This window comes from Paraburkholderia phytofirmans OLGA172 (assembly GCF_001634365.1).
In the GTDB taxonomy this organism is placed as follows: domain Bacteria; phylum Pseudomonadota; class Gammaproteobacteria; order Burkholderiales; family Burkholderiaceae; genus Paraburkholderia.
Genome location: NZ_CP014579.1, coordinates 1,352,191 through 1,378,483 on the forward strand (window position 1 = coordinate 1,352,191; position 26,293 = coordinate 1,378,483).

Below are 26,293 nucleotides of genomic sequence, written 5' to 3' on the forward strand. Positions count from 1 at the left end.
TTCGCTATGGTTACGCCATGACACGCGCTTCTGTTCAACCCGCTTCGATCACCGCCGAGGAACTCGCCGCGCTCATCGCCGAGCGCGATGCGGTGCTTGCTGAACGCGACGCGTTGCGTGGCGAACTGCGGGTAACGAAGGTCGAGCGCGATCTTCTGAAGGAGCAGCTCAAGGCGTTCGAGCGCCGGCTGTTCGGGGCGAAGAGCGAGGCACGCAGCGCGGATCAGCGTGATCTGTTCCTGAACGAGGCGGAAGCGCTGGCGCCGACGGCGGCGACGCTCCCGGCTCAGGAAGACGAAGTCGACAGCACGCCGGTGGCCGGCCACCGGCGCAAGAAGTCCGGACGCAAGCCGCTCGATCCGGCCTTGCCGCGCGAGGTGATCCGCTACGAACTCTCTGAAGAGGAGCGCATCTGCCCGCACGACGGCAGCGTGCGGGTGGAGATCGGCGTCGAGGTCAGCGAGCAGCTCGACATCATTCCGCAGCAGGTGCGGGTGATCCGTCATGAGCGCGTGAAGTATGCGTGCCCGAGCTGTGATCAAGGCATGAAGGCCACGCCGGCGCGCTCGCGCATCATCCCGAAGGGGTTGTTCACTGAAGCGGCGCTGGCGTGGTTCGTCATCTCGAAGTTCGTGGACGGCTTGCCGCTGTATCGAATCGCTGCACTGCTGCGGCGCTTCGGCGGCGATATCTCGCGCAATACGCTGGCAGCCAGCGTGGTGCGCCTGGGCGAAGCGGTGCAGCCCGTCATCAACCTGATGCGTGATCATCTGCTGGACAGCGAGATCGTGTTTGGCGACGAGACCACGGTGCAGGTTCTCAAGGAGCCCGGACGGGCCCCGCAGACGAAGAGTTACATGTGGGCGCAAATGAACGGCAGCGGGCCGCCGGTGCGGCTGTTCAGTTATGCGCCCGGGCGCAGCAAACAGCTGGGAGCGGACCTGTGGGTCGGCATGCGCCGTGGCGCCGTGCTGATGACCGATGGCTATGAGCCGTATAACGCGATCGCCAGCGCGAACGAACTCGTGCATTTAGGATGCTGGGCCCATTGCCGCCGCTACTTCGTAGAAGCCGAGGCGGTCTTGCCCAAAGAGGCGCGTGGCCGTCATCAACCCGCGACGCAGTTCATCCATCTGATTGGCAAGCTGTACGCGGCGGAGTCGCGTGCCAGCGAAAAACCGCATCGGCGGGCGCGGCTGCGCCGACGCTATAGCCGCGCGGTGCTCGCGCAAATCAAAGCGTTACTGGATCATCACCTCGAGACGACTGCACCCAAGGGCTTGCTGGGCAAGGCGTTGAATTACCTGGCCGGGCAGTGGCCCAAGCTGAACCGCTATGTCGAGAACGAAGCGTGGCCCATCGACAATAACCCTTGCGAAAATTCAATCCGACCCTTCACGGTAGGCCGCCGCTCCTGGCTCTTCGCGGACACGGTGGGCGGGGCGAAAGCGAGTGCCAACCTCTATTCGCTCGTTGAGTCGTGCAAGGCCAATCGCGTCGACATCTACCGCTACCTGACTGATCTGTTCAAGGCGCTGCCCTACGCAAAGAGCGCCGACGACTACGAGGCGCTGCTACCCTGGAAGCTGGGCAAGCGGGAGCACGAAAAAAACGTCTAGGTCAAGTCTGCGGGAGGGACGTGCTTCGCTGATCGCTTACAACTGAGCATCCTGACGCGTAGAGCGTTGATTGCGAGTGCACCGAGGCGAGCTGATTGTCGCGGTCGAAGGATTATGCTCACGCCCCACGGCACTTCGATTCTTGCTCAGGCAATTCCTCTCTGGTTGAAGGCGAACGAGGAAGCCGCGCGTTCAATATCCACCGCCCAACTCAGGCAACTACGTTTGCTGACATCAATGCCGTCTGGTCTTGATGATGCGAGCCGTTGCGCGAACGTTCACCGCGCTACGGACGGTGCTGCGGACCGTCCGGAAGCCGAGGCGTCAACGTCTCCCTAAGTATCGATTGCGCCGCACTGGTCGATTGCGACAGTCACACCGAATTTCACGATTGAAAACCACACGCACTTACGTTCTACGGCTGGCCATAGTCATACACACCGTGCCCCGTCTTTCTACCAAGCTTCCCCGCTGCCACCATTTCCCGCAAGAGTGGGCAGGCACGATACTTGGAATCCCCGAAGTCGTTCAGGAACACGTCCATCACGGATAGACAGACATCGAGGCCGATCAGGTCTGCCAGGGCTAGCGGGCCAAGGGGTTGATTCGCACCCAGTCGCATCCCGGCGTCGATTTCCGCTGCTGTTGCAACATCTTCCGCTAAAACGAAGAAAGCTTCGTTGATCATCGGGATGAGAATGCGGTTGACTACGAACCCGGGCGAGTCCTTCACGGCAATCGGCGCCTTGCCGAGATACTGTGTCAGTTCTCGAACAGTCTCCGCTGTCTCGGGGCTGGTCTGCAAGCCTCGAATGACTTCGACCAGCGGCATCAGGGCCACCGGGTTGAAGAAATGCATGCCAATGAAGCGCTCGGGGCGCTTGAGCGTTTCGCCCAAGGTTGTTATCGAGATCGATGAAGTGTTCGTTGCGATGATCGTGTCAGGTCGCACCTCGGATTCGATTTGCCGGAGAATGCGGACCTTTAGATCAGTGTTTTCGCTAGCCGCTTCGATGACGATATCGACATTTGCGAGCTGTCGATAATCCATCGAAGTCTCGATACGTGCGAGCGCCGCCTCGCGCACTGATGCGGAGAGCTTCCCTTTCTCGACCAGCCGAGAGAGGCTGACGCTCAACGTCGCAAGGCCCTTGGTGAGCGCCGTGTCGGTGACGTCGATCAGGACGGTCCTGAAACCAGCGACTGCGGCAATCTGGGCAATGCCATTGCCCATGGCGCCAGCGCCGACGACTCCGACGGATTCGATTTTCATGGCTGTTCCTTTCTATCGGCGCCAAACACAACGCCTGTTCGGTTTTTGAGCACCGGAGCGATGCCTTGCCTGGGGCCCGTCTCCGGGGAAAATTGCTTCGGAAAGCTGATCGATCACGGTATACGACTTGAAGGCCCGGATGCGTTCGCGAGCAGCGCACGGCGGTGCCGTGCTTCCGAACCTTAAGCGGGGCGACCGGCCAGCAACCGCTTCGCGGTGTACGAAAGAACGCGCTCGTCACGCTGATTCAACACGTCGATGCGGCTCGTCACGACTGCACGATTGTTTTTGGATGTAGGTTTCACTTCCTCGACCTCCACAATCCCGTAGATCGAATCGTTGACGAGAACCGGGCCGTGAGCCTTAAGCGTCAACTCCAGCAGTGCCAGACCGGTGCCTTGGATCATCGTCTGGAATAGCAGCCCTTCAATCAGGCCGCTCGTCAGCGCGGCGGGGACCGCACGGCCACGGATGGCGCCGTGCTCGTAGTCTGCGTCGATAAAAATGGCCTCGAGCATGCCAGTCACCGAGATGAAATTGACAAGATCGGTCTCGGTCACGGTGCGGCGATAGGTGCGAAAGCGTTGACCGGCCTGAATCTCCTGCCAGTAGAAGCCGCGGCCTAGCAACTGGGTGTCTTGTTGGGTACTCATATTTACTCCGGATAGGTATATGGCTAGCGACATCGCCCGCAGTCGATTCTGCGGGCGATGTCGCGTTGGCGAAGCACTGCATTCGAATCGCGATATCTTTGATATCGTGAAAGCTGAACTAGAATCTGACGCGCAAACCGGCGGTAACGGCTAGCTGGTATCGCGAATTGGAGCCTGTTGGACCGCCCACGTTGTCGATCGATGCCGTCAGGGCGTCGCCCAGAGCTTTCTGATAGACGGCGGCTACGTATGTCGATGTACTCTTGCTAAGCGAGTACTGGGCTCCTGCATTTATCTGCGCCCACCGAGGATGAGTCCCATCCGTGATGTTCGCGATGCTCGGGGCTCCACCCACCTTTCCGTCGCTGTAGATGAATGCAATACCGGCGAGAAACGCTGGAGAGATCTGATATTTCGCATTGACTTCATAGTTCGAGAGAGAAAAGTTCGAGTGGTCAACGTATCGCAACTTGGCCAGGGTGTACGCGAACCCAAACGTCGCCGCATCCCATTGGTACGCCACGCCTGCTCCGGTGACGTCCTGCGTCTTGACCGGGCGCGTGTAGAAGATGTCGGTGGCGCTCGAGTAGTCGCCGACGATGGCGCCAGCCGTATTGGTGCCCCCCGTACTTCCGGCCGAAGGGCTTGAGAGGTGCAGGTGGCCAGCCCCCAGCGTTAAAGCACCTGCGGCATAGCTCGTCCCAACGCTCCACGCGCTATTGTTGGAGAAACCGGTGCCCGTTGAACCCGCAGCCTGATTGCTGAAAGCGTACAACCCGCCGATGGCAAGCCCGCGATAGGTCGGACTGGTGTACTTAACCGAATTGTTGATGCGGAACGTGGTGTAGAGGTTGTCGATGTCACCGACGTGAGCGCCATATTGTGTCGCCCATTGTCGGGATGAGACAAAGGGTCCGACGAAATCGACGACCGAGTCGTACTGCCGACCGAAGGTCGCCGTCCCCAGATTACCGTTGGCCAGTCCAACAAATGCCTGGCGGCCGAACAAACGAGCGCCTTGCAACTGGGTCCCGCTCGAGACGCTGAAGCCGTTCTCGAGCACGAAGACCGCGGAATTGCCTCCGCCCAGATCCTCGACCCCTCGAAATCCCCATCGGGACGGAGCACTGATGCCGGATGTTTCCTGTATCTTGCGGGCGCCGATGGCTCCTGGCTTACTGGCCACGTTGTTAACATAACTGATACCTGCATCAACCAGACCGTAGAGCGTCACGCTGCTTTGTGCGCAGGCTGACGCACTAGCCAGTCCGCTGGTCGCAAGAAAAATCGCCTTCCTCAATTTCATGCATGTCCCCTGTGAAGCGTTATAGTTAAATATCGATACAGCAATGTGCCGTTGGTCTCGTGACGACCTCGGCGGCGAAACAGTTCACTTCAAAAACCTGCGGTGCCGGCAATGCCCCGCCTGACACCGCGTACAAATCGAGGCGGCGGCTAAATGGCCCTTCAGATCACGGAGTCCTGGCGTAACGCCGCGATTCGTTCATCGTCATAGCCCAGAACGGCGCGCAGAACGTCCGTTGTATGCTCGCCGAGCTGGGGCGGGTGGGTGAGTGCCTGAGGCGGCGTCGCGCTCATATTGATCGGGTTGCGCACCACCTTCACTGTGCCGCCAGAGGGATGGGGCAGGTTGACTTGCAGTCCGCGCGCCACCACCTGATCGTTCTCGAATACTTCGCCGAGATCGTTGATTGGACCGCATGGGACGCCAGCGGCTTCGAGCGCGGTGATCCATTCATGCTTTCCACGCACGCGGACCATCTCCGCCAGAATCGGCACCAACGTGTCGCGATTGCGCACGCGTGCCGGATTGGTGGCGAAGCGCTCGTCGTCAGCGAGCTCCGGCCGGCTGCCGGCCTCGACGAATTTGCGGAATTGCCCGTCGTTGCCGACCGCGACGATGATCCAGCCATCGCTGGTCTGGAAGGTCTGGTAGGGCACGATGTTGGGATGCGCATTACCCCACCGCACCGGCGGCTGGCCACTGGCGAGAAAGTTCGAGTTAACGTTCGCGAGCATGGCAACCTGCACGTCGAGGAGTGCCATGTCGATGTACTGACCTTCGCCGGTGCGGTCGCGATGCGCGAGCGCTGTCAGCACGGCGACGGTTGAGTACATACCGGTCATCAGATCGGTAATCGCTACCCCTGCCTTTTGCGGTCCACCGCCTGGCAAGCCGTCGCGCTCCCCAGTGATGCTCATGAAGCCGCCGATTCCCTGGATGATGAAGTCATAGCCCGCGCGCTGCGCATAGGGTCCAGTCTGGCCAAAGCCGGTCACCGAGCAATAGATGATGTCGTGCTTGACTTCCTTGAGCGACGCGTAGTCGAGGCCATATTTCTTCAACTGGCCGACCTTGTAGTTTTCCAGCACCACGTCGCTTTGCGCGGCCAGTTCGCGGATGATGCGCTGCCCTTCGGGCGTGGCGATATCTACCGTTACCGAGCGCTTGTTGCGGTTCGCGGCGAGATAGTAGGCAGCCTCGCGCGTATCTGCGCCGTCCGGCGTTTTCAGGTATGGAGGGCCCCAGTGACGCGTGTCGTCGCCTACCTCCGGGCGTTCGATCTTGATGACGTCCGCGCCGAAGTCGGCGAGCGTCTGTGCGCACCAGGGGCCGGCGAGCACGCGGGTGAGATCCAGTACACGGATATGATTGAGAGCGCCCATAATTGGTCGAAATTTTACCGGTTAGTAATGCTATTTATATGACGTGGCGGCGTCGCGTAGCTAGCGTAAAGTGCCCTGGCACGGAAGCCGACTTCTGGAATTAAAAGGTGGCGCCGGGCTGGCGCGCAAAGTTCTGCGCGACATTCGGTTCGCTACCGGGTAGTGCCATCGCGGTCGGCGGCGTCATCCGTCATTGGAAAGGGCCTGTTGATTTCTACGAGAAGCAATTGGCAGGGCCACAACAAGCATGATCGCCGCCAATCCTTGCACGCACGCAGCGGTGACAAAGCCACTTGTATAGGTGCCGGTCGCTTCCCGTACGTATCCGGTGAGCCAGGGTGTCAGAAAACCTGCGAGGTTCGCAACCGAACTGATGAAGGCGACCCCGACCGCTGCCGTATTGGCCTTCAGGTACCGCATGGGAATCTGCCAGAACAGGGAGATGCCCGCACCTGTGCCTGCGAGAGCGAACGCGAGTGTCACAAAGGTGGCGGTGCGGCTGCTGTGCCAGACGAGTACCAGCAGAATCAGGCTTGCAACGCTCACTGCAGAGGCAATAGAGCAGTGATAGCGGACGTCGCCATGACGGCTCGCGTATGTACAGAATGCGATGTTGCCGACAGCACCAAGAATACAGATTGCCGCGATAGCGTTGCCGATCGCCGTGTAGCCACCGAATCCCGCATCCCGCAGGATGGTCGGAATGAAGAAGCTCAGTGCCGTATTGGCGGTGATGATGCAGAAATAGATGGCGAGCAGCATCCAGACGACGGGATTGGCAAGCAGCGGCCGCTTGTGGTTCTCCTCCACAGAAGAGCGTTTCCGGTCGCGAGCGAGGTCGGCCGCGATGAGCAGCCGTTCTTCAGGGGACAGCCAGGAAGCCGTCGCCGGTCCGTCGGAGAGGACAAATAGTACGAGGCAGCCCAACAGCAGTGTGGGGAGCGCCTGCACCAGAAACATCCATCGCCATCCCGACAGGGACAACATGCCGCTCATATGTTGCAGCACGAAGCCGCCGGTCAGACCGACGACTATGGTCGAACAGATGGCGGCCGAGTGGAAAATGCTGAAGTTGCGGGTTCTCCGTTTGGTTGGAAACCACAGGTTCAGATACAGGATGACGCCTGGATAGAAGCCCGCCTCGAACGCGCCCAGAAGGAACCGCAGAAGATAGAAGAGAGGTGCGCTACGGACGAACATCATTGCGATGCTGGTGAGTCCCCAACCGATCGCAATCACGGAAATGGTTCGTCTTGCGCCGAGCCGTTGCTGAAACATCGTGCTGGGTATGCCGAACACCACGTAACCGAGGAAGAACAGTCCCGCACCGAAGCCGTACACGGTTTCGCTGAAGCGCAGATCAGACAGCATTTGCAACTTGGCAAATGCGACATTGGCGCGATCGACCCACGCGAGCAGCCATAGCAGGAAGAGAATCGGAACGATTCTCCATTCCGAAGCCGAATACGCGCGCCGTAGAGTGATTTCGGATGCGTCGCTCAAGGCGTTCGTATCGGCGTCGTAGAGCGAGTTCATGAAGTGTCTCCTTGATGACATGCCCGGATCTGTTTGGCCAGTGTCATGACAGTTTCAGTGCGAGGGCGGGCGGTATCGCCCGCTTTCCCGCGATGGTGCAGCAACAGCCTCTACGAAACCGCTCGCGCGGGCAGTACTTCTCCACGGTTCTCTCCGAAGCCGATGCGAGCATATCCGGGCCGCTCACACCAGCCCTTCATGACAACCTCATCGCCGTCCTCCAGAAAGCCGCGTGCTTCGCCATTACCCAGGGCGACGGGTGCCTTTCCCGCGGCAGTGAGCTCGATCAACGCGCCAGCTTCAGCGGCCGTTGGGCCCGAGATCGTGCCGCTACCGAGCAGATCGCCGCTACGCAGGTTGCAGCCGCCAACCGTGTGATGCGCGACCATTTGCGCAACGGTCCAGTACTGGTGACGGAAGCTCGTGCGCGACAGCCGTGTAGCCGGAGCGTCACTTGCACGTTGCCGCTCGGATTCCAGCCATACTTCGAGCTGGATGTCGAGGCCACCTTCGCTTCGATTGGTGGGCGCGTCGAGATAGGCCAACGGCTGAGGCTCTTCGGCAGGCCGTTCCCATGCATGACGGAACGGCGCGAGAGCATCCATGGTGACAATCCACGGAGAGATCGTAGTGGCGAAATTTTTCGCGAGAAACGGCCCCAATGGCGTCGATTCCCACATCTGTATGTCACGCGCGGACCAGTCGTTCAGCAGGCAAAGGCCAAACACATGCTGTTCGGCATCGGTCACCGGAATCGGCTCGCCCTGCCGGTTGCCGACGCCGATAAAGATTCCCAGTTCGAGCTCGTAGTCCAACCGCGCACTCGCAGATACCTCAGGCACGCTGCTCCCCGCAGCAAGGCGTTGTCCGAGCGGCCGCCGTACTTGCTGACCAGATATTCCAATGCTCGAGACACGCCCGTGATAGGCGACGGGCATCCATTGGAAGTTTGGCGACAGTGCCGAGTCCGGACGCAGCAGCTTGACGATGTTGCGGGCATGGTCGATCGACGTATAGAAATCGGTGTAGTCGCCGATTTGGGCTGGCACGCTGTATTCGGCCAGAGCCTGCGGAACGAGACAGCGGCGCAGCACGTCGCTATCAGGCGTCGCCGCCCCGTTTCCCGCTGGCGCTTCGAAAAGCGCGAAGACGGCGTGCCTCAAGGCTCGCCACGCGTCCGGGCCCATGGCGAAAAACTCGTTGAGCGAAGGCTGCGTGCAGGCGATGGCCGCCTGCATGGCGAGGCCGTCGAGGCAGCGTTCGCGAAGGAGGGCGGCCAGGTCGATGACCTGGTCCCCCAACGCGATGCCCGCGCGAAACGCCTCCGTATCTCCCTTGCGGCGAAAGATCGCGTAGGGGAGATTCTGCAGCGGAAAGTCGCAGTGAGGCTGATTGGCGGAGGCCAGCCAACTCTTGACAGTCGCGTCGTGCGTGCGGTCAAGGTTCATCGAATTCACCCCGCAGGCTCCGGCGGCTGAGCAGCACGCGGCGTTGACGCAGTTCCTCGATCAAAGCGGGATCGACGCGGCGTTCGGCGAGCAACTCGATATTGTGTTCACCCTGGAAAGCAGGGACGCCAGGCGGCGGCAAGGTTGCGCCACTGAAGCGCCATGGCGCACCCGGCATGCGCATCGTGCCTCCCGAGCGGTCGTCCACGTGGACGATCGCACCCCAGTCCCGCGCCCATTCAGATTCCGCGAGATCATTCGTACTGCGGACCACACCGACAGCAAGGCCTTGTTCGCTCACCTGCGCCTGGAGTTCCTCCAGGTCCGTGAAGGTGAGAATCCACGCGCGGACTTCGGCAAGCAGGGCGCCGAGGTTCTGGCGGCGCAGCGGCGCCGTCGCAAAGCGCGGGTCTAGCAGCAGATCGGTTCGACGCATCATCGAGCAGAAGCGGACGAACATCGGCGAGTAGATGGGACTCGCAGCGATGGTCAACTGACGTCCGTCCGACAGCTTGAAGATATGGGATTCAGGTGCGCTTAGCGCCGGCGGTTCGCCCTGCGTATCGATCCCGGACAGCTGCGCGCCAGCGCGTTCGTTGACCGCGAGCATGGTTGCGGCCATCGCGACGTCGACGTGCTGCCCCTCCCCGGTGCGGTTGCGATGCTGGATCGCGGCGAGCACCGCAACTGCGGCATGTAGGCCGGTGTAGACGTCCGCATGGCTGCAGGCATCGTTCTTGAGCTCGCTCAGCGAGTCGCCGTAGTGCTGCTGCAGAATGTCGGTCAGACCGGTTTCCGCCTGAACCGTCGGGGCAAACGCCGGTCGGTTGCGCCATGGCCCGGTCTGGCCGTAGCCGCTGATCGAAACGTAGACGACGCCCGGATTAAACTCGCGAACCTGCTCATAGCCAAGACCGAAGCGGTTGAGCGTGCCGGGGCGGAAATTCTCAACGATGACGTCTGCGTCGCGGCACATGTCGATCACGATATCGCGTGCTTCAGGCCAGTTCAGGTCGATGCTGAGATTGCGCTTACCCGCATTCTGCTGCGCATAGTAGACCGACATCCCGTCGATGTGAGGCACGCCGCCGCGACCCGAGTCGCCACCGGGCGGCTCGATCTTGGTTACGTCGGCGCCGAGATCGCGCAGTGTTTTGGTGCACAGCGGGCCCGCGAGCACGCGTGTAAAGTCGATGACTTTCAGCCCTTCGAGTGGTGAGTTCATGATCAGTTCCCCTCGAATACGGCGGAGCCCGGACCGGTCTTCGCGAAGGCCTGCAAGCCGCGCTTCTGGTCGGCGCTTGCCCACATCGTGTTGTTCACCTCGGTCTGCTGTGCATCGGCACCTTCGATGCCACGGCGCGCTGAAAGATTCGCCAGCTTCTTGATGCAGCCCAGGGCGACAGTGGGGCCGGCCGCGAGCTGGCGGGCCCACGACATCGATACGCTTGGCAATTCGGACTCAGCCGTGACGAGATTGACGACACCCCATCGCTCGAGCGCTGCGGGATCGTGGCGCCGGCCGAACATCGCCATTTCTTTGGCGCGTGCCACGCCCACGCGCTGCACGACTCGCTGGACGCCACCGAGCAGCGGCAACAGACCCAGAGACGCTTCAGCCATGCCGAAGAAAGCCGTGTCGGCCGCCACGATCATGTCGCAGGTCAGTGCCAGTTCGAAGCCGCCACCCAGCGCGCCGCCATGCACGGCCGCTACAACAGGGATGCGAACATTCTCGAGGGCATCAAGCAGCGCCTCGAGGTTAGCCTGATCGCGGCGTCGACCGCCTGCAGCGGAAGCTGTCACGTCCGCGCCGGCGCAGAAGTGGCGCATGCCGCTACGCAGGAGAATCGCTCGGCACCCTTCCTCGACGGCGCTGCTGTACGCGGCAAGCAGTTCCTGAATAAAGATGTCGTCGAGCAGGTTGTGGGGCGGCTTTGCCATGGTGACGACGCCGACGGCGCCGTCTTTTTCAAAGAGAACGATGCTCATGTCTTACCCTGCAAGTTGGTCCGATGGGTTGCCGGACAAATTGTTTATGAAGATTGAAAAAAATAGGATTACAAAATATAAGGTATCTATCTACCTGGAAATCGCGTCAAGCCGGGCCTGCTCGTGGTTTTCAACGCTCGGACTATGCGTCGTGCGCCTACACTGCGCCAAAGCGGTTCGTGCCTCGGATCAAGTGAATCCATGGCTGTATCCTAACACTGATAAGATCCATTGAAATGAGGGTATTCCCGATGCTGGGAAAGGGCGGAGTGCGATTAGCATGTGCGCCGGGATACCGGCAAGCGACGTGCGAGGCGTGTTGCGAGGCCAGATTTGTACTTTTAATAGTCTGAACACTTCCATGGTGCCATCGTGAATACAAAAGCATCTTCTGACGTGACCGTGCCCTATCACCACGGAAATCTACGTAATGCACTGATTGCAGAGGGGCGTCGCGCTTTGGAGGAGATAGGCGTCCACGAACTCAGTCTGCGCTACCTGGCACGTAAAGCAGGTGTGTCGGAGGCTGCGCCTTCTCACCATTTCGCCGGCAAGGAAGGCCTGCTGGCTGCCATTGCGGCAGATGGCTTTCGCGATCTCGCGGCGTTGCGCGTCGCGATAGCGGAATCCGACGAGACGGCGCTTTCAAAGGCATATCGGATGATGAGGGTCTATGTCGAGTTTGCCCAGCGCTATAAGGGGTTATTCGAATTGATGGTCGGTCCCCGGATCGTCGCGCGCGATTCTTACCCGGAGCTCAGCACGGAGACCATGAAGTCGTTCCGGCTGTTCGCTTCGTCTGTCGAGCAATTCGCGTTGGAAAAGCAATGGGAAGAGCGATCGCTGGCGCTCGTCACCCATGCTGCCTGGAGCGTGGAGCACGGACTCGCGACGCTGATCCTGTCAGATCGCATGCCTCAATCCGATAAACCTCTTTCAATCGATCAGGTGGTGGAGTTTTCAATCAGCATGTTCCTCAGCGCGGTTGCAGCAGGCGCGTCGAGCCTCGAAGAGGTCATGATGCATATCCAGGGCTTGCATGGCGCCGGCAAGACCAGGCGAACCCGGCGGTGAGGGTCGAGTTCTGTGGCATTGAGGGAGTCTGCACGGCTCCAGGCCCGTAGGCTAGCGATTTGATCGATGAAGCAGGACGCGGATCCGCCAAGGTCCGCCTTAATAGAAAATAAGCAATGCTTATCACATCGACCATTGCCCGACGCTTTCATTTTCGGGAGCAACCATCAAGATATCGCCGTGGTTGTCGTTACCTCCTGTATCGGAGGTTTCTCGATGTCTGTCAGGTCGGCAATTCTGCCTGTTGTCACACTTTTAATGCGAGGTTCGCTGCGTATGAAGTTGCCTTTTGCCCACAAGCTCTGGCTGCCGCTCATCCTGAGTCTGCTGTGTCTAGCCGGAATATCGATCTACAACGCTTACCAGACGAGAGAAATTCGGCTGGACGAACGTAAGGGCGACTTGATCCACGCATCGGAACTCGCCCTGAGCGTCGTCAAAACCTTTGGCGACCGGGTGGCCGATGGCTCCTTGTCCGAAGCGGAAGCTAAAAAGCGGGCATTGGACAGCATCCGGAACATGCGGTACGCCGGCAACGGCTATTTCACGATCATTAATTCGCAGCTGACGGTGCTGCTGCATGCGGCGCGGCCGGACCTGAATGGCAAGGACGTGAGCAACTACAAGGATCCGAACGGCGTCTTCTTCTTCAGGGACATGGCGGCTGTCATCAAGCGTGACGGCAAAGGCTTTACCGCGTATGCGTTTCCGAGACCGGGGGCGACCGAAGCCGCTCCGAAAATCGTCTACAACATGACCTATCAACCGTGGGACTGGATTCTCTCGACAGGGGTCTACGTCGACGATATCGATACGGCCTTCCGTTCGTCTCTATATCAGAGCCTCGGGATTCTGGTGATACTGGCCGGTGCCCTGTCGGCTGTCGTGGTGCTGCTCAACCGCGGCATCCTCCGCTCACTGGGCGGCGAGCCTTCTTACGCCTCCGAAATTGCCAATCAGATTGCGGATAACGATCTGACTGTTGCGGTGAAGACGGCACCGGACGATCGATCGAGCCTGCTGTTTTCGATGAAGCGCATGCAGGAGCAGCTCACGCACACGATCGGCACGATCAAGATTTCGGCCGACTCGATTGCCACCGCCACTCAACAGATTGCGGCGGGCAACCAGGACCTGTCGCAGCGTACTGAAGAGCAGGCTGCCTCGCTCGAGGAAACGGCCTCCAGCATGGAGCAGTTGACCTCGACAGTCATCCAGAATGCCGACAATGCCCGTCAGGCCAACCAGCTCGCTGCGCAGGCCGCCCAGGTTGCGGAGCAGGGCGGCGTCATGGTGTCGCGCGTCGTAGAGACCATGGAGGGCATCAACGCCAGCTCGGGCAGGATCGCCAATATTGTAGGCATCATCGAGGGCATCGCCTTCCAGACCAACATCCTTGCGTTGAATGCGGCTGTGGAAGCGGCGCGGGCGGGCGAGCAGGGACGGGGTTTCGCGGTGGTGGCTTCGGAAGTGCGTTCGCTGGCGCAGCGTTCCTCGGCGGCGTCCAAAGAAATCAAGGAGCTGATTCACGATTCCGTGGAGCGGGTGCAGGCCGGCTCCGGCCATGTACGGGAAGCCGGTGCGAAGATGAGCGAGATCACCCACGAGATCAGGCGCGTGACAGACATCATGAATGAGATCACTGCTGCCTCGCAGGAGCAGAGCAAGGGCATCGGCCAGGTCAACCAGGCCGTCACGCAGATGGACGAGGTCACGCAACAGAACGCGGCGTTGGTCGAGCAGGCGGCGGCTGCCGCCAGCTCGCTCGAGTCGCAGGCGAACGATCTGAAAGCCTCTGTTTCGATGTTCAGGCTGGCGAGCGTCTCGCCTGCGTAGCCACCGCTCAGGCCGTCCCGCCTCCGTCCACGCTGATGTTCTGGCCATGGATATAGTGACCTGCTGGCGAGGCCAGCAGCAACGCGAGACCCGCGACGTCCTCTGGCTCGCCGATGCGCCCCATCGGGATGGTCGAGACAGTCTTCTTTTCACGTTCGGCATCTTCCCAGAGCACGCGTGAAAAATCGGTGCGTACTGCGCCCGGATTGATCGAATTGACGTTAATGTTCGACGGCCCGAGTTCGAGCGCAAGATTACGCACGAGTTGGTCAATCGATGCCTTCGACATGGCATACAGGCCGAGAAGTCCGGATCCACGCTTGGCCGCCCGGCTCGACATGAAGATGATCGACCCATCTTTGCGGGCGATCATCTGAGGCGCCAGCGCGGTGACGAGCGCGAAGCTACCTCGCACGTTATCGGCCATAACCTGATCGAATTGCTCTGGAGTATGGCCGAGGATCGATCCGGCCGGCGAGACACCTGCGGCGTTCAGCACCAGCGTGTCAACGCGGCCGAATGCCTCGAGCGCCCGCGTAGCGAACTGGCCAACACTTGCGGGATCGGTGATGTCACAGGCGAACGCCTTGACGTCGATGCCGTCCGACTCGCGCAGTTTCGCTGCGACCGAATCGGCGGTCCCCGGGTCGCGTCCGGAAATCACCAATTTGGCGCCGGCTTTGCCGAGTGCGCGCGCGATCGACAGTCCCATACCCCGGGTTGCACCGGTTACGACGGCCACGCGGCCGCGCAGATCGAAAAGGTCATGCATGTTCGTTACTCCATTAGAGACGTGTTGCTCGGTTGCGATCTATCTTAGGTCCTGGATAGGCAGCGCTGAGATAGCGTGCCGTCTGCCTGGCTGTCAGACAGTTGCAGCCGTCCTCGATATCTATAACGAGTCTGGTACGCGTTGCCATTAACGGTGCCTTACTCAAACCCGGACATCGCTAAAAATACGAGTATATACGCGTTTTACCGAGCGCGTGACCAGGCATGGAACCCGGCCGTTGCACTGTGATGCAATTCATTTTGCGCTTGCGGGCAACGACGCGTTTCCTTTCCTGATACCCTTGATCAATCGGTTCATCTGGTCAGACGAGCAGCCTTCGGGGACTGCTATTTAGGGAAAGACTCCAGGAACACCCGGAGTCGAGCCGAAGAACGAGGGGCTCCACTAAACCTGCGATGGAGTCCTTCGCCCCTTCGTCGGCCCATCTTTCAAACGAAATCAGGAGTTTAAGCATGCCACTAATCGACGTTATCTACGCACAAGGCTCACTGAATACCGACGCGCAACAGAAATTGACCAACAACCTGTGGGCCACGGCGCTTCGCTGGGAAGGAATTGAATTGAGTGAGGCGGCTGCATCCGTTGCCTGGGTCTATCTTGACGAGCGGCCGAAGCACCATGTGACCGTCGCGGGTCATCCCGCCAGTCAAAACATCTACCGGATCAATGTCAGGGTGATGGTCGGTTTCATGGATCAGGAGCGCATCAACCGCCTGTCCGCAGAGCTGACAGAAGCGATTCTGGAAGCCGACGGCACAGGCACCGATGGCAGCGGCCCACGGGTGTTCTGCATCGTGGAGGAAATTCCGAGTGGAACGTGGAGCATCGACGGAAAAACCTGGACCACAGTATTCACTGCGCGAACTTTAGGTCTCGACAGTAGCCGAATTGAAGCAATGGAGCAGGCATTGGCCACGCGTCCGCGCATCGACGTACCACACGTCGTTCAGGAATAATTCCGCGATTGATTCAGGTCGAAGTCCCGCATGCATTCGAGTGGGTTGGGTCCACCGCTTGCGCGGGGCTTGATCGCTCATAGCTGATGGCGCGATTTTTCGCGCCCGCACAACTGGGCATTTGGCCCCAAAACGGCGGCCGATGCCTGTCCACGTCGACTCTTTCTCCTGCCGACGCCCCGGCTAGGGTACGTCCCACTGGCCGCACCCGAGATTCGATCATAAGCTGTTAAACGGCATTCAGCATGAAAGTGCAGCACCAGGCCGGACTGTGGCACCGGGGCAAAGGAGGCACGACGTGCGCAATCAATCAAAGGAATGGTCAAGCAGTGACGTTGCGCCCGGCGACCGCACCGACGCCTGGCAGTCTGTGCTCAGCACGAACTACCGCGAGTGGCAAGTGCCGCATCGCCTTCCCGCTACGTTTTACGCTCACGTCAAACATCACGACTTCGCTGGAGCCAGCATTGTCGAGACTGTGTGCGACCCCTGCACAGGCGAGCGCACCTGGGGCCAGGTGCGGCACGACGACGAGCTCTACGTTGGCGTGCAGCTCACGACGGAAGGGCGGGAGCGCTTCAAGATTGGCGGCGCTGGGGTTGAAGTCGCAGCCGGTGATGTTGTCGTCTGGACAACGGACCGGGCGGTGGAATTTGAAGTGCTTGAGCGTCTGCACAAAGTGACGCTCATGATTCCATGGTCGGTGATGCGGGAGCGCCTGCCGGAGCGGAAGCAACCTCCTGCCGGTGGGAAAATCGAAAGCCGCACCGGTGTGGGTTCACTGCTGGCCGTCCACCTCCTGGCTCTTTCGAATGAAATCGCGGCCCTTGATGAGCGCGTTCAAGGTTCGGTCAGCAGGTCGACGCTCGAGCTACTCGGCATTGCGCTCTCGGGGCAGCAGCCATCAGCCTTATTCGACGTGAGTGCAGCCATGCTGAGGCGCGTGCAGGACTACATCCTGCAGCACCTGCATGAAGACGACCTTAGCCCGACCCGCATCGCGGAGGCAAATCGAATTTCGCTGCGTTACCTTCATATGCTTTTTCATCGCGGCGACATGACCGTTTCCGGATGGATTTTGGATAGACGTTTGCACGCCTGCAAAGAGGCGCTAACAGATCCGGCATATAACCGGCAGCAAATATCGGAAATCGCATTTCGCTGGGGCTTCAACTCGACGAGCCATTTTTGCCGCGCTTTTAAGGAGAAATACGGCTCCTCACCGGGCGATGTACGCAGGATAACGGAGTTTCGCTCTTAGGCGCGTCGACGTGTCGAAGCGGCCGGTTAGACCACGCGATCGCTGGACGCCTATCGTAGAGCAGACGGCAATAACACTCGCGTTGGGCGTCAAGGGGCGTTTTAGACGTAGTGTCCCGAGCGTTCCAGGACCTCAATTTTGTAGCCGTCAGGGTCCTGAATAAAGAAGAACCGTGCTAGCCTCTCCTCACCGCGCTTGAACTCCTTAACGGGTGTTGGATTGATGCCGAGTCCGCTCATCCGCGTGTGCTCACTTTCCAGATCTGCTACGGCCACGGCGATGTGCCCGTAGCCGTCACCATGTGTATACGCCGGTTCACGGCCCTTGTTCCACGTAAGTTCAATCTCGAAGTCATTTTCTTCGTTGCGAAGATAAACGAGCGAGAAATCCTGGAAATCCAGGCGGTGACTTGTTGACAGCCCGAGAGCGTCCTTGTAGAACCGCAAGGAACGTTCAAGGTCGTGAACCCGCACCATCGAATGAATTATTTTGGCCACTTTGTTTCCCAGATATGTAATGCGCGACGCGGAGATGTGGCCGCGGCGCACGAAGCCCATTGAAGGGAGACGCGACAGCTTGTCTCGTCGTTGCCGTTCACGCCGAGAGCGATGTGAACGTCTGAACCGAGATCTTCCCGTTCTTGACGAACAGCGTATCCGTCGCGAGGGTAACCCAAGGCTTTGCCTCCCACGCGAGATAGGCGATCTCGCCTGCCGTACTGAGGCTCGTGATTTTGAATGCCGCCCAGAATTCGGGGGCGGCGCCGTCAAGGAACGCTTTGAAGAAACCTGTTATTTCGCCACGGCCACGAAAAGTCTTGTCGGGCGTGATTATCGTAGAGCTATCGTCGTAGTCCTTAAGTATCTCATCGATACCCTGTGCAAACGCACTGAGATGATGGTCGAGAACCTGCTTGGTCGTCCCTTCCGTGTGTTGAGAAGAATCTGACATGGTGAGCGTCCATGAAATCGAATGGCGGGCCGGCAATGCGGGACACTGCCGGTGCATGGAAAAGGTGTCGCTGGCTTATCCGGCGTACGCGCGCTGGGCTTCGTCCCATGTAACGACTACGATGGGTGTGCCATCCTCATTGATGAACGAGAGTGGCCCCAGAAAGGTCATGTAGAACTCGCTGTCGACGGGGAAGTAGGTTTTGTCGTGTCGCGCGTTGGCAGACTCGTAGCCGTAAGCCGGAGCAACAACCGTGTCGCCCCCGTGTTCGCTTCCACCTCGGACATCCATTCGGCCCTTCATCAACAGATATTCCCCCGGCCCGACGTGGAAATGCGCATTGAACGACGAGCCCGCGGGGCATTCGAAGATCGCGGTCCATGCGCCCATTTCCGGCGAGGCGTGCAACATCTTCCAACGGATGCCTCCTTTCGAAAGCGCGTCGGGGAAAGCCTTCCACGGAATGTCATTGATTTGAACTGCTTCTTCCTGAACCTTCGGCTTGATTTCCATCGTCGTCTCCTAACGTGTGTGTGCCGGGCCACTGTTCCGTTCGGCAAGGTTTGTGGGTGAAACAAAGATATCGCAGTGAATGGGGCGACGATTGCACGTCAGTGCAAGCCGAGTTGCCTGCCCGTGCAGTGGCGAATTGACGAAGGCATGATCCTTGCTTGATGGTGGCGCGGTGACACACTGGAGTTTCAGCGTTTTTTGTGCTCACCCCACTGGCACCACCCAACCGCTAGCCAAGTCTGAAGAATTGTTCCGTCAAGCGCTATCCCACGATTCTGCTTGGCACGATTTTTGGCATTGTTACGGAGGCGGCAATTATCGCGCTCTTGCATTGACCTACGTCGAAGGTCGTTACCGCTGCGATAAAAGACTGATACGGGTTATGGCATCGAAAAGCTGGCGGTCGACGCGTACGATAGGTCCTCCGTTTGAACGAGAGGTTCGACATGCATCAGTTCAGTACCTATTTCCCTTTGGCGCTGCCGCCTTTTATTTTCCTTGCGGGGCAATTCGCAGTACTTCACATCCGGAGGCGAATTGTTGTCACGGCATTTTTCTACCGCGTTTTGGCAAAGCGGCTCTCAGCCTACCGAAGAGGTCTTCCTACGAGCTCCTTCGCAAAACATGCAGGGCAACGACAGAAGTGATGAACGTCACTGCGCAGTGCGGTGGGTCCTTCACCCTATCTTGCAAGTTGACCCGCGGAGAATTCCGACGCATGGTCGATAAATGCGCGAACCTTTGCAGGTAGCAGCAGCTCGGCATGCTGTATGCCAATCTAAATTGGCGGCGCGACGTCCATCATGTCTGCCGCACGAGTGAAATTTTTAGCATCCAGGCACTGCCGCAGCGCCTCTTTCCGAATCACGCATCAATACGACTGCGAGTACGATGAGCTGCCGAATGCTCATACGGTCAGGCCGTTCGATGTAGCGACGCGAATTTGCCTTGACCGCAAGCCGCAGTTCCGAAGCGTGCATCAGAAATCGACGGGCTTGGCCAATGTGGCCTTCTCGAACCGCGTGCACGCTGTCCAAAGGTCTGCGTATCAAGGCGCCGGTAAATGGCGCGTCAGCAGGTCAAACCATGGAATTGTCGAGTGATGGATAGTCGGTGTAGCCTTTCGCATCGCCGCCGTAAAAAGTGGCTCGGTTGTACGGACTCAGTGGCGCGCCCGCTTTCAGTCGCCGAGGCAAATCCGGATTGGCGATAAAGGCGCGGCCGAATGCGATGGCATCCGCATGTCCGGCGTCGATGGCCTGTTCGGCCGTCTGCGGCGTGAAGTTGCCGGCCGCGATCAGGACGCCCGGCCAGATCGGGCGAAAGAGCGCCGCTGCGGAAGGCACGTCCTGATGATCGACGTCTGCACGTCCGGCACCGCTTGAGCGAGGTTCGATCAGGTGCAAATAGGCGAGCCCGTACCTGGCGAGTTCGCGGATCGTGTAGGTATAGAGCGGCAGCGGTTCGGCTTCACCGCTGTCGCCGGCTCTTCCATACGGGGACAAGCGCACGCCCACCCGGTCCGCGCCAAACACGTCGGCCGCGGCCTGGGTTACTTCCAGCAATAACCTTGCGCGATTTTCGATCGTCCCGCCATACGCGTCGGTGCGTTGATTGCTTCGTGATTGAAGGAACTGCTCAAGAAGGTAGCCGTTGGCCCCATGTAGTTCGACACCGTCGAAACCGGCGGCCTGTGCATTGCGGGCAGCCTGCGCGAAGGATTCGACGAGCGCCGGGATTTCATCGGTCGCAAGTGCGCGCGGCGTTTCGAATGGCGCGCTTCCGAAGTCGGCGGTCATGGCCTGTCCTGCCGGCCGGATGGCGGACGGCGCGACCGGCAACTCGCCGTTCGGTTGCAGCGACGAGTGTGAGATGCGGCCCACGTGCCAAAGCTGGAGGAAGATCAATCCGCCCTTTTGATGGACGGCGTCGGTGACCAGTCGCCAACCCGCAATTTGCTTCGCGGAATGAATCCCTGGGCTGGCAGGGACGCCTTGACCGAACGGTGTCACTTGAGATGCTTCCGCAATGATCAAACCGCCGCTCGATGCGCGCTGCCCGTAGTATGTGGCATTCAGCTCATAGGGCACGTTCCCGGGACGGGTGGCGCGCATCCTGGTCAACGGGGCCATGACGACGCGGTGGGCGAGGGCGTGACGACCCATCCGCAGTGAGGAAAACAGTGAGGATGACGACATGTGCAGTCCTTGTTTTAGCGTCGAAGACGCGATTGCGGCGGCTGTGCGAGGGAGCCGGTAGTCACGCGCGTTGCTTGCGTTAGTCTATGGTCAGCCGCGATATCGAGCGGCTGCATGCGTCTGCGCGAAATTCGGCAGCATGGCCTGCCGCGCCGCTTCATACGCATCCCACTGGGCATCGTCGGGGAGTGGTGGAATCGTGACGGTTTCGCGGCGATCGAAACCAACCAGAGCCGCATCGACGAGTTCGTCCACGTTCATTACTCCAGAAATAGTATCGACATCCCTTCCAACATGAGTCCAGATATCCGTGCGCGTGGCCGCTGGCAGTACCGCCTGGACGTAAACGCCTTTGGGTTTCAGTTCGAGATCCATGGCTAGGGACAGGTAGAGAACGAACGCCTTGGTCGCGCCATAAACGCTCATCCCCAGTTCGGGAGCGAGGGCAACCACGGAGGCGATATTGACGATAGCACCGGCACCGGCCTGTGAAAAGCGCGGCGCGACTGCTGCGGCGAGGCGTGCCACGGCAGTCGTGTTCAGATCGACAAGCGAGGCGATGGCGTCAGGCGTTTGTTCGACGAAAGTGCCCGGAATGGCTGTCCCGGCATTATTGATCAACACGCCAATACGCGCATCATCGCGCAGTCGATCCTCTACCTGCCTGAGTTCCGAGACGTTTGCCAGATCAGCCTTGATGATTTCGACATTGACGCCGCTTTCGGCTTTGAGCTTTGCCGCGAGCTCTTTCATGCGAGCATCGTTTCGTGCAACCAGCACAAGGTCATGGCCGCGCTTCGCAAATCGATCTGCATACATGGCGCCGATACCGGCGGAAGCGCCCGTAATGAGCACCGTTGGTTTCTTGGACATCCCGTTTGCTCCTTCTTGAAGCAGTTAAGGTGTATAGATTATAAGCGTAATCTATGAAATCAGACACGCCGGCCGGCCGGGGCAACGCTGACGAAGCCACTCGGCCTACCTTCAGGTTGGCTATATTCGCGGCGCCCAGTGTAGGTCGGCGACGCATTCACTGTAGCGAACGTCGCGTCGGGCCTCGAGAGTGGTTAGTCAAACCGAAAGTTACTGAGGTCGATCGACACAAGCAGCACGTCGAGGACAGGGTTCATGTCAGGCCCGCGTAAATAAGCCCGGCGCATGGTGGGGAAATACAGTCCTTCGACCTCCACGTAATCGGAGACGTATTGTGCAGCGGAGAATCCGCCAGAGATGTCGACGGTGTAGTCGTGGCGACGCAGCAGGAAGTCTTCGCCCCGCCGGAGACAATGGTCGCGGACACCTTGTTGAACTTGTTCCACCGTTCAAGGCCACCATGTGCGGTTATGACTTGCTTAAGAAAGTTACTCACTTGGTTTCCTACGTTGGTAAAAGCGATATTGAAGAGAAGCCGTCCCGGCCTGACGCAGCCTGTTTTGAGCGAGGACCCTGCTTGCGTGGTTCCACGTCTGGGGCATCTCGATCAGAGCGTGCCGAGGTGGGCAAGTGGCCGGCGATGGTAAGCGACGATCAACCCAGGTGATAGTTGGGGGCTTCCTTGGTGATCTGCACGTCGTGAACGTGCGACTCCTGGAGACCCGCCCCCGTGATTTCCACAAACTCGGCCTTCTCGTGTAGTTCTTCTATCGTGTGGCAGCCGCAGTACCCCATGCTCGCACGCAGGCCGCCGATCAGTTGAAACAGAATCGGGCCGACGGGACCTTTGTACGCAACGCGACCCTCGATGCCTTCCGGCACGAGCTTGTCGATGCTGGCGGAATTGTCCTGGAAGTAGCGATCGGCGGCTCCGTCCTTCATCGCTCCGACCGATCCCATGCCGCGATAGGACTTATATTGGCGACCGTGATAAAGGAATACGTCACCTGGCGCCTCTTCGGTGCCCGCAAACACGCTTCCCATCATCACAGTGTTCGCGCCCGCCGCAAGGGCCTTGCTGACATCGCCCGAGAAGCGCACGCCGCCGTCCGAGATCAGCGGTACCCCGGAACCTTTTAGCGCTTCGGAGACGTTCACGATCGCAGTAATTTGCGGCACGCCGACGCCCGCGACAATCCGCGTTGTGCAGATAGACCCTGGGCCGATACCTACCTTGACCGCGTCGACGCCATGCTCGACAAGGGCTCTCGCAGCACTCGCCGTTGCCACATTGCCGCCGACAAGTTCGATGCGTGGGAAATTCTGCTTGATCCATCGCACGCGTTCGAGGACGCCTCTGCTGTGACCATGCGCGGTGTCGACGATGATCAGGTCGACGTCGGCCTGAACCAGGCGCGACACGCGCTCGTCGGTATCATCGCCAACTCCCACCGCTGCGCCTACGCGAAGCTTGCCCTGATCGTCTTTGCACGCGGCAGGATGCTCACTTTGCTTGGTGATGTCTTTGACGGTCATCAACCCACACAGTTCGAACGCGTCATTGACTACCAGAACGCGTTCAAGACGATGAAAATGCATGAGCGCCTGTGCTTCCGCAAGCGGAGTGCCTTCCGGCACGGTTACAAGATGCTCGCGCGGTGTCATGATGACGCTCACGGTCACGTCGAGACGCGTCTCGAAGCGCATGTCACGATTGGTGACGATGCCGAGCAGCCTTTTCCCTTCGACTACCGGAAAGCCAGAGATTCCATGCTGTCGGGAAAGGGCAATGACATCTCGCACTTTCATCTCGGATGAAACCGTTATCGGATCGCGTACTACCCCCGACTCGAAGCGCTTCACCTTGGTGACCTCATGTGCCTGTTCGGCAGGCGAGAGATTCTTGTGAACGATGCCGATCCCACCCTGCTGCGCCATCGCGATGGCCAGGCGTGCTTCGGTGACGGTGTCCATCGCTGCGGATACGAACGGTATGTTCAGGGAGATATTGCGGGTGAGCCGCGCCTGAAGGACAGCATCGCGCGGCAACAGATCGGAGAATCCCAGGATCAGCAGGACGTCGTCGAAGGTAAGTGCTTTTTGAATCAGGTTCATCGGAATTCCTGGGTCATTAGAGTGTCGGCCGTCGAAGAGAGGGGCGCGGCGGATGGAAGCACTCTTTGAGGAACATTTCAGCATATACGGAGCTTCTGATGCGAAAAAATACGCTAGACGACATCGACGGTCGCTGCAATTGCCTTGCTGCGCGCCGAGCCTCTCGGTACCTGACGGCGGTGTATGACCAGGCGCTGGGTCCAGCTGGTATCCGCGTGACGCAGTTCTCGATTTTGCACAAACTTGTCAGGGAGGGTCCTCTCGCAATTGGCGAACTGGCGGCGGCCATGGCAATGGATCGTACGACATTGTCCGCAAACCTGAAGCCGCTGGAGCGGGACGGGTTGATCGATATGGTGCCTGGCGAAGACCGGCGGATGAAGAATGCCGTTCTTACGAAGACAGGATTGGCGCGCTATCGCAAGGCGCTTCCGATATGGCGATCGGTCCAGAAGCAGTTCGAAGGGCGTTATGGAATGAAGCGGGCGGAGGACTTGCGTAAGTCCTTGCATGACGTGCTGGGCAGCGGCTTCGATCCGTGGGCAGAGGGCGAGACGAATGTGACGGTGCAGTAGGCTGATCAATCGAAGAACGGCAAGAGCGCAGGGAGGTCTGCGAGGACCTTGCGCGACAACCCGCGCAAATTGCCATCCAGGAGGAAGCCGCGTATCTTTCGCAGTCGCACGAGGAAACGCTTGAGCGAGTTCGAGTCCGCGCGCTGTCAACGATGCATGGCCCCAACGTCATGCCGCGCCGGCCCCGGAATGTCACGATGCATGCACACGAAAGACCGAAACAGCACTGTCCAGTTGCCCCGCCTGCTCTTTCAACGACAGCGCCGCCGCGGACGCCTGCTCAACTAGCGCCGCATTCTGCTGCGTCACCTGGTCCATCTGGACCACTGCGCTATTGACCTGTTCGATGCCCTTCGACTGTTCTTCAGACGCGGCGGCAATCTCACCCATCAAGTCACTGACTTTCCGCACCGAAGCCAGGATGTCCGCCATCGTGCCGGTTGAACGATCAGCCTGCCGCGCGCCCGTCTCGACTCGGGTCAGCGAATCGGTAATCAGCTCCTTGATCTCTCTCGACGCCGTTGCGCTGCGTTGCGCCAACGAACGAACTTCGCTGGCGACAACCGCGAACCCGCGCCCCTGCTCGCCCGCGCGTGCCGCCTCCACGGCCGCGTTCAGCGAAAGGATATTGGTCTGAAACGCAATCCCTTCGATGACACTGGTGATATCGGCGATCTTGCCGGACGAATCGGACAAGCTCCGCATCGTCTGAACTACTTCCTGTGCCGCAAGGTTGCCCTGCTCAGTGAGCAACTCCGTGCTGCGAACCACCTGACTGGCCTGCTTCGCGTTGTCGGCGTTCTGACGAACCGTCGAGGTCAGCTCTTCCATTGACGAGGCGGTCTCTTCCAAAGACGCGGCCTGCTCTTCAGTTCGTTGCGACAGATCCAGGTTGCCGGCAGAAATTTCCTGCGCGGCGATGTCAATCGATCGCGATCCGTCTCGCACGACACCGATCGTTTGTACCAGCTTGCGTTGCATTGTCTGGAGGCCCGCCATCAAGCGTCCCATCTCGTCGTTCGTGTGTACCTCGACCCGAGTAGTCAGGTCGCCACTGGCAATCGCGTTGAAATGGTCCAGTGTTATCGCAAGTGGCTCGCCTATCGCGCGTTGCAGCGTCCACCACGCCATCATCGCCGCGCCCAGCGTTATCAGAATTCCCGCAACGCCTACACCTACGAACCAGTGAAAGCGCGCTTGCGCGGCATCAAACGTCGCTTTGGCAGCGGAGACTTGCATGGCGGTCAGCGCATCCATGCCGTCAGTGACATCGATGAACATCGACGCCGGCGTGTGCAAGGCAACGTCAATGAGCTTCGCTGAATCGTGCGCTGAAATAGCATTGAGCATTGGCTCCAGGCCGCCCGAGAGGAGCTTTTCAAATTTCGAGTTCACGTCGGCCGCACGGCTGGTTTCGTCAGGTCCGGAGAGCGGGAGCGCGCGATACTGTTCCCATGCTTTCTTCGACACAACAACCAGATCGCGAGCAGCTTGTGCTTGCTGCGGTACGCCGGGACCGGCGGGATCGAGTGCTATGCGAAAAAGCCAGAGACGCGCTCTTGCCAGCGAAACACTCGCTCGATTGAGCACCTGCGAGGACGCGAGCCGGTTTGAATAAAGCTCTTGCACATCGCTATTGCTCATCGCTACGCCGACGATGCCCATGATGCCGACGAGGATCAGCAACGCACTGAGAAGACCCATTGCCATCGCGAGGCGGACACGGATACTGGTGTTTTTGAACATGCCAATAGAAGAAGTGAGATTGAATAGGGGATGAGGCGTCGTCAACATTGGAAGTGACGCGCTGGGTCAGGCACTCAGCACGTTGCCAGGGCAAGATGTCTGAGTAGAGTTCCATGATGTTGTTTACGGCGTAACGCCGTGGATCTTTACTATTCTTGCCAGACAGCGTGAGCAGGTGTACGGCAAGTAGCGA

23 protein-coding genes are annotated in these 26,293 nt (G+C 59.4%); 6 read left to right on the forward strand and 17 right to left on the reverse strand.

The genetic code is table 11. The features are described from left to right. Nucleotides 1-17 precede the first annotated feature (17 nt). Entirely contained in the window at nucleotides 18-1,619 is a 1,602-nt protein-coding gene (tnpC, locus tag AYM40_RS26170) for an IS66 family transposase (RefSeq protein WP_063496044.1), read from the forward strand. A gap of 415 nt (nucleotides 1,620-2,034) precedes the next feature. Here the strand turns inward: tnpC and AYM40_RS26175 are convergent, their stop codons facing one another. The 8 genes from AYM40_RS26175 to AYM40_RS26210 form a co-directional block, all read right to left on the reverse strand. After that, entirely contained in the window at nucleotides 2,035-2,892 is an 858-nt protein-coding gene (locus AYM40_RS26175; RefSeq protein ID WP_063499065.1) for a 3-hydroxybutyryl-CoA dehydrogenase, read from the reverse strand. Between the two features lie 182 nt (nucleotides 2,893-3,074). Beyond that, the gene (locus tag AYM40_RS26180) at nucleotides 3,075-3,545 is read right to left on the reverse strand and encodes a MaoC family dehydratase (protein ID WP_063499066.1); all 471 of its coding nucleotides are present in this window, start codon (nucleotides 3,543-3,545) and stop codon (nucleotides 3,075-3,077) included. A 118-nt stretch (nucleotides 3,546-3,663) separates the two neighbouring features. Then, a complete protein-coding gene (locus AYM40_RS26185) occupies nucleotides 3,664-4,851 on the reverse strand; it encodes a porin (RefSeq protein WP_063499067.1) in 1,188 nt (395 codons plus the stop codon). A gap of 161 nt (nucleotides 4,852-5,012) precedes the next feature. Beyond that, nucleotides 5,013-6,233 (reverse strand): CaiB/BaiF CoA transferase family protein, encoded by a 1,221-nt coding sequence (locus AYM40_RS26190; RefSeq protein ID WP_063499068.1) that lies wholly within the window; start codon nucleotides 6,231-6,233, stop codon nucleotides 5,013-5,015. Between the two features lie 183 nt (nucleotides 6,234-6,416). Next, the gene (locus AYM40_RS26195; protein ID WP_082855308.1) at nucleotides 6,417-7,769 is read right to left on the reverse strand and encodes an MFS transporter; all 1,353 of its coding nucleotides are present in this window, start codon (nucleotides 7,767-7,769) and stop codon (nucleotides 6,417-6,419) included. 110 nt (nucleotides 7,770-7,879) lie between these two features. Next, nucleotides 7,880-9,217: a fumarylacetoacetase gene (gene fahA, locus AYM40_RS26200; RefSeq protein ID WP_063499070.1), complete on the reverse strand. Its 1,338-nt coding sequence runs from the start codon at nucleotides 9,215-9,217 to the stop codon at nucleotides 7,880-7,882. Beyond that, nucleotides 9,207-10,442 (reverse strand): CaiB/BaiF CoA transferase family protein, encoded by a 1,236-nt coding sequence (locus AYM40_RS26205; RefSeq protein ID WP_063499071.1) that lies wholly within the window; start codon nucleotides 10,440-10,442, stop codon nucleotides 9,207-9,209. Before AYM40_RS26205 ends, fahA begins: the two co-directional genes overlap by 11 nt. A 2-nt stretch (nucleotides 10,443-10,444) precedes the next feature. After that, the gene (locus AYM40_RS26210; RefSeq protein ID WP_063499072.1) at nucleotides 10,445-11,209 is read right to left on the reverse strand and encodes an enoyl-CoA hydratase/isomerase family protein; all 765 of its coding nucleotides are present in this window, start codon (nucleotides 11,207-11,209) and stop codon (nucleotides 10,445-10,447) included. A gap of 372 nt (nucleotides 11,210-11,581) precedes the next feature. Between AYM40_RS26210 and AYM40_RS26215 the strand changes: the two genes are divergently transcribed. Together AYM40_RS26215 and AYM40_RS26220 are read left to right on the forward strand one after the other, a co-directional pair. After that, nucleotides 11,582-12,283: a TetR/AcrR family transcriptional regulator gene (locus AYM40_RS26215; RefSeq protein WP_082855309.1), complete on the forward strand. Its 702-nt coding sequence runs from the start codon at nucleotides 11,582-11,584 to the stop codon at nucleotides 12,281-12,283. Between the two features lie 276 nt (nucleotides 12,284-12,559). After that, on the forward strand, nucleotides 12,560-14,119 hold the full coding sequence (locus AYM40_RS26220; protein ID WP_063499074.1) for a methyl-accepting chemotaxis protein: 1,560 nt from the start codon (nucleotides 12,560-12,562) through the stop codon (nucleotides 14,117-14,119). A 7-nt stretch (nucleotides 14,120-14,126) separates the two neighbouring features. Here the strand turns inward: AYM40_RS26220 and AYM40_RS26225 are convergent, their stop codons facing one another. Beyond that, on the reverse strand, nucleotides 14,127-14,891 hold the full coding sequence (locus AYM40_RS26225; protein WP_063499075.1) for an SDR family NAD(P)-dependent oxidoreductase: 765 nt from the start codon (nucleotides 14,889-14,891) through the stop codon (nucleotides 14,127-14,129). A gap of 473 nt (nucleotides 14,892-15,364) precedes the next feature. Between AYM40_RS26225 and AYM40_RS26230 the strand changes: the two genes are divergently transcribed. Further along, nucleotides 15,365-15,868: a tautomerase family protein gene (locus tag AYM40_RS26230; RefSeq protein ID WP_063499076.1), complete on the forward strand. Its 504-nt coding sequence runs from the start codon at nucleotides 15,365-15,367 to the stop codon at nucleotides 15,866-15,868. A gap of 298 nt (nucleotides 15,869-16,166) precedes the next feature. Then, a complete protein-coding gene (locus AYM40_RS26235) occupies nucleotides 16,167-17,129 on the forward strand; it encodes a helix-turn-helix domain-containing protein (RefSeq protein WP_063499077.1) in 963 nt (320 codons plus the stop codon). A 101-nt stretch (nucleotides 17,130-17,230) separates the two neighbouring features. On the opposite strand, the gene AYM40_RS26240 is transcribed toward AYM40_RS26235, so the two are convergent. The 7 genes from AYM40_RS26240 to guaB form a co-directional block, all read right to left on the reverse strand. Further along, nucleotides 17,231-17,626 (reverse strand): VOC family protein, encoded by a 396-nt coding sequence (locus tag AYM40_RS26240; protein WP_063500709.1) that lies wholly within the window; start codon nucleotides 17,624-17,626, stop codon nucleotides 17,231-17,233. A 97-nt stretch (nucleotides 17,627-17,723) separates the two neighbouring features. Further along, nucleotides 17,724-18,080 (reverse strand): nuclear transport factor 2 family protein, encoded by a 357-nt coding sequence (locus tag AYM40_RS26245; protein WP_063499078.1) that lies wholly within the window; start codon nucleotides 18,078-18,080, stop codon nucleotides 17,724-17,726. A gap of 75 nt (nucleotides 18,081-18,155) precedes the next feature. Beyond that, nucleotides 18,156-18,593, reverse strand: coding sequence for a cupin domain-containing protein (locus AYM40_RS26250; protein WP_063499079.1), 438 nt, complete (start codon nucleotides 18,591-18,593; stop codon nucleotides 18,156-18,158). 1,079 nt (nucleotides 18,594-19,672) lie between these two features. After that, nucleotides 19,673-20,791: an alkene reductase gene (locus tag AYM40_RS26255; RefSeq protein ID WP_063499080.1), complete on the reverse strand. Its 1,119-nt coding sequence runs from the start codon at nucleotides 20,789-20,791 to the stop codon at nucleotides 19,673-19,675. A 90-nt stretch (nucleotides 20,792-20,881) separates the two neighbouring features. Further along, the gene (locus AYM40_RS26260; protein WP_063499081.1) at nucleotides 20,882-21,664 is read right to left on the reverse strand and encodes an SDR family NAD(P)-dependent oxidoreductase; all 783 of its coding nucleotides are present in this window, start codon (nucleotides 21,662-21,664) and stop codon (nucleotides 20,882-20,884) included. Nucleotides 21,665-21,858: 194 nt separating this feature from the next. Further along, nucleotides 21,859-22,110 carry a hypothetical protein gene (locus tag AYM40_RS26265; protein ID WP_063499082.1) on the reverse strand — a complete coding sequence of 84 codons (252 nt, stop codon included), beginning with the start codon at nucleotides 22,108-22,110 and terminating at the stop codon, nucleotides 21,859-21,861. Nucleotides 22,111-22,318: 208 nt separating this feature from the next. Beyond that, nucleotides 22,319-23,779, reverse strand: a complete 1,461-nt coding sequence (gene guaB / locus AYM40_RS26270) for an IMP dehydrogenase (RefSeq protein ID WP_063499083.1) — start codon at nucleotides 23,777-23,779, stop codon at nucleotides 22,319-22,321. 215 nt (nucleotides 23,780-23,994) lie between these two features. Between guaB and AYM40_RS26275 the strand changes: the two genes are divergently transcribed. Continuing rightward, nucleotides 23,995-24,354, forward strand: coding sequence for a MarR family winged helix-turn-helix transcriptional regulator (locus AYM40_RS26275; RefSeq protein ID WP_236721092.1), 360 nt, complete (start codon nucleotides 23,995-23,997; stop codon nucleotides 24,352-24,354). Between the two features lie 192 nt (nucleotides 24,355-24,546). Here AYM40_RS26275 and AYM40_RS26280 read toward each other — a convergent pair whose 3' ends face one another. Further along, nucleotides 24,547-26,148 (reverse strand): methyl-accepting chemotaxis protein, encoded by a 1,602-nt coding sequence (locus tag AYM40_RS26280; RefSeq protein WP_269465782.1) that lies wholly within the window; start codon nucleotides 26,146-26,148, stop codon nucleotides 24,547-24,549. Nucleotides 26,149-26,293: the final 145 nt, after the last annotated feature.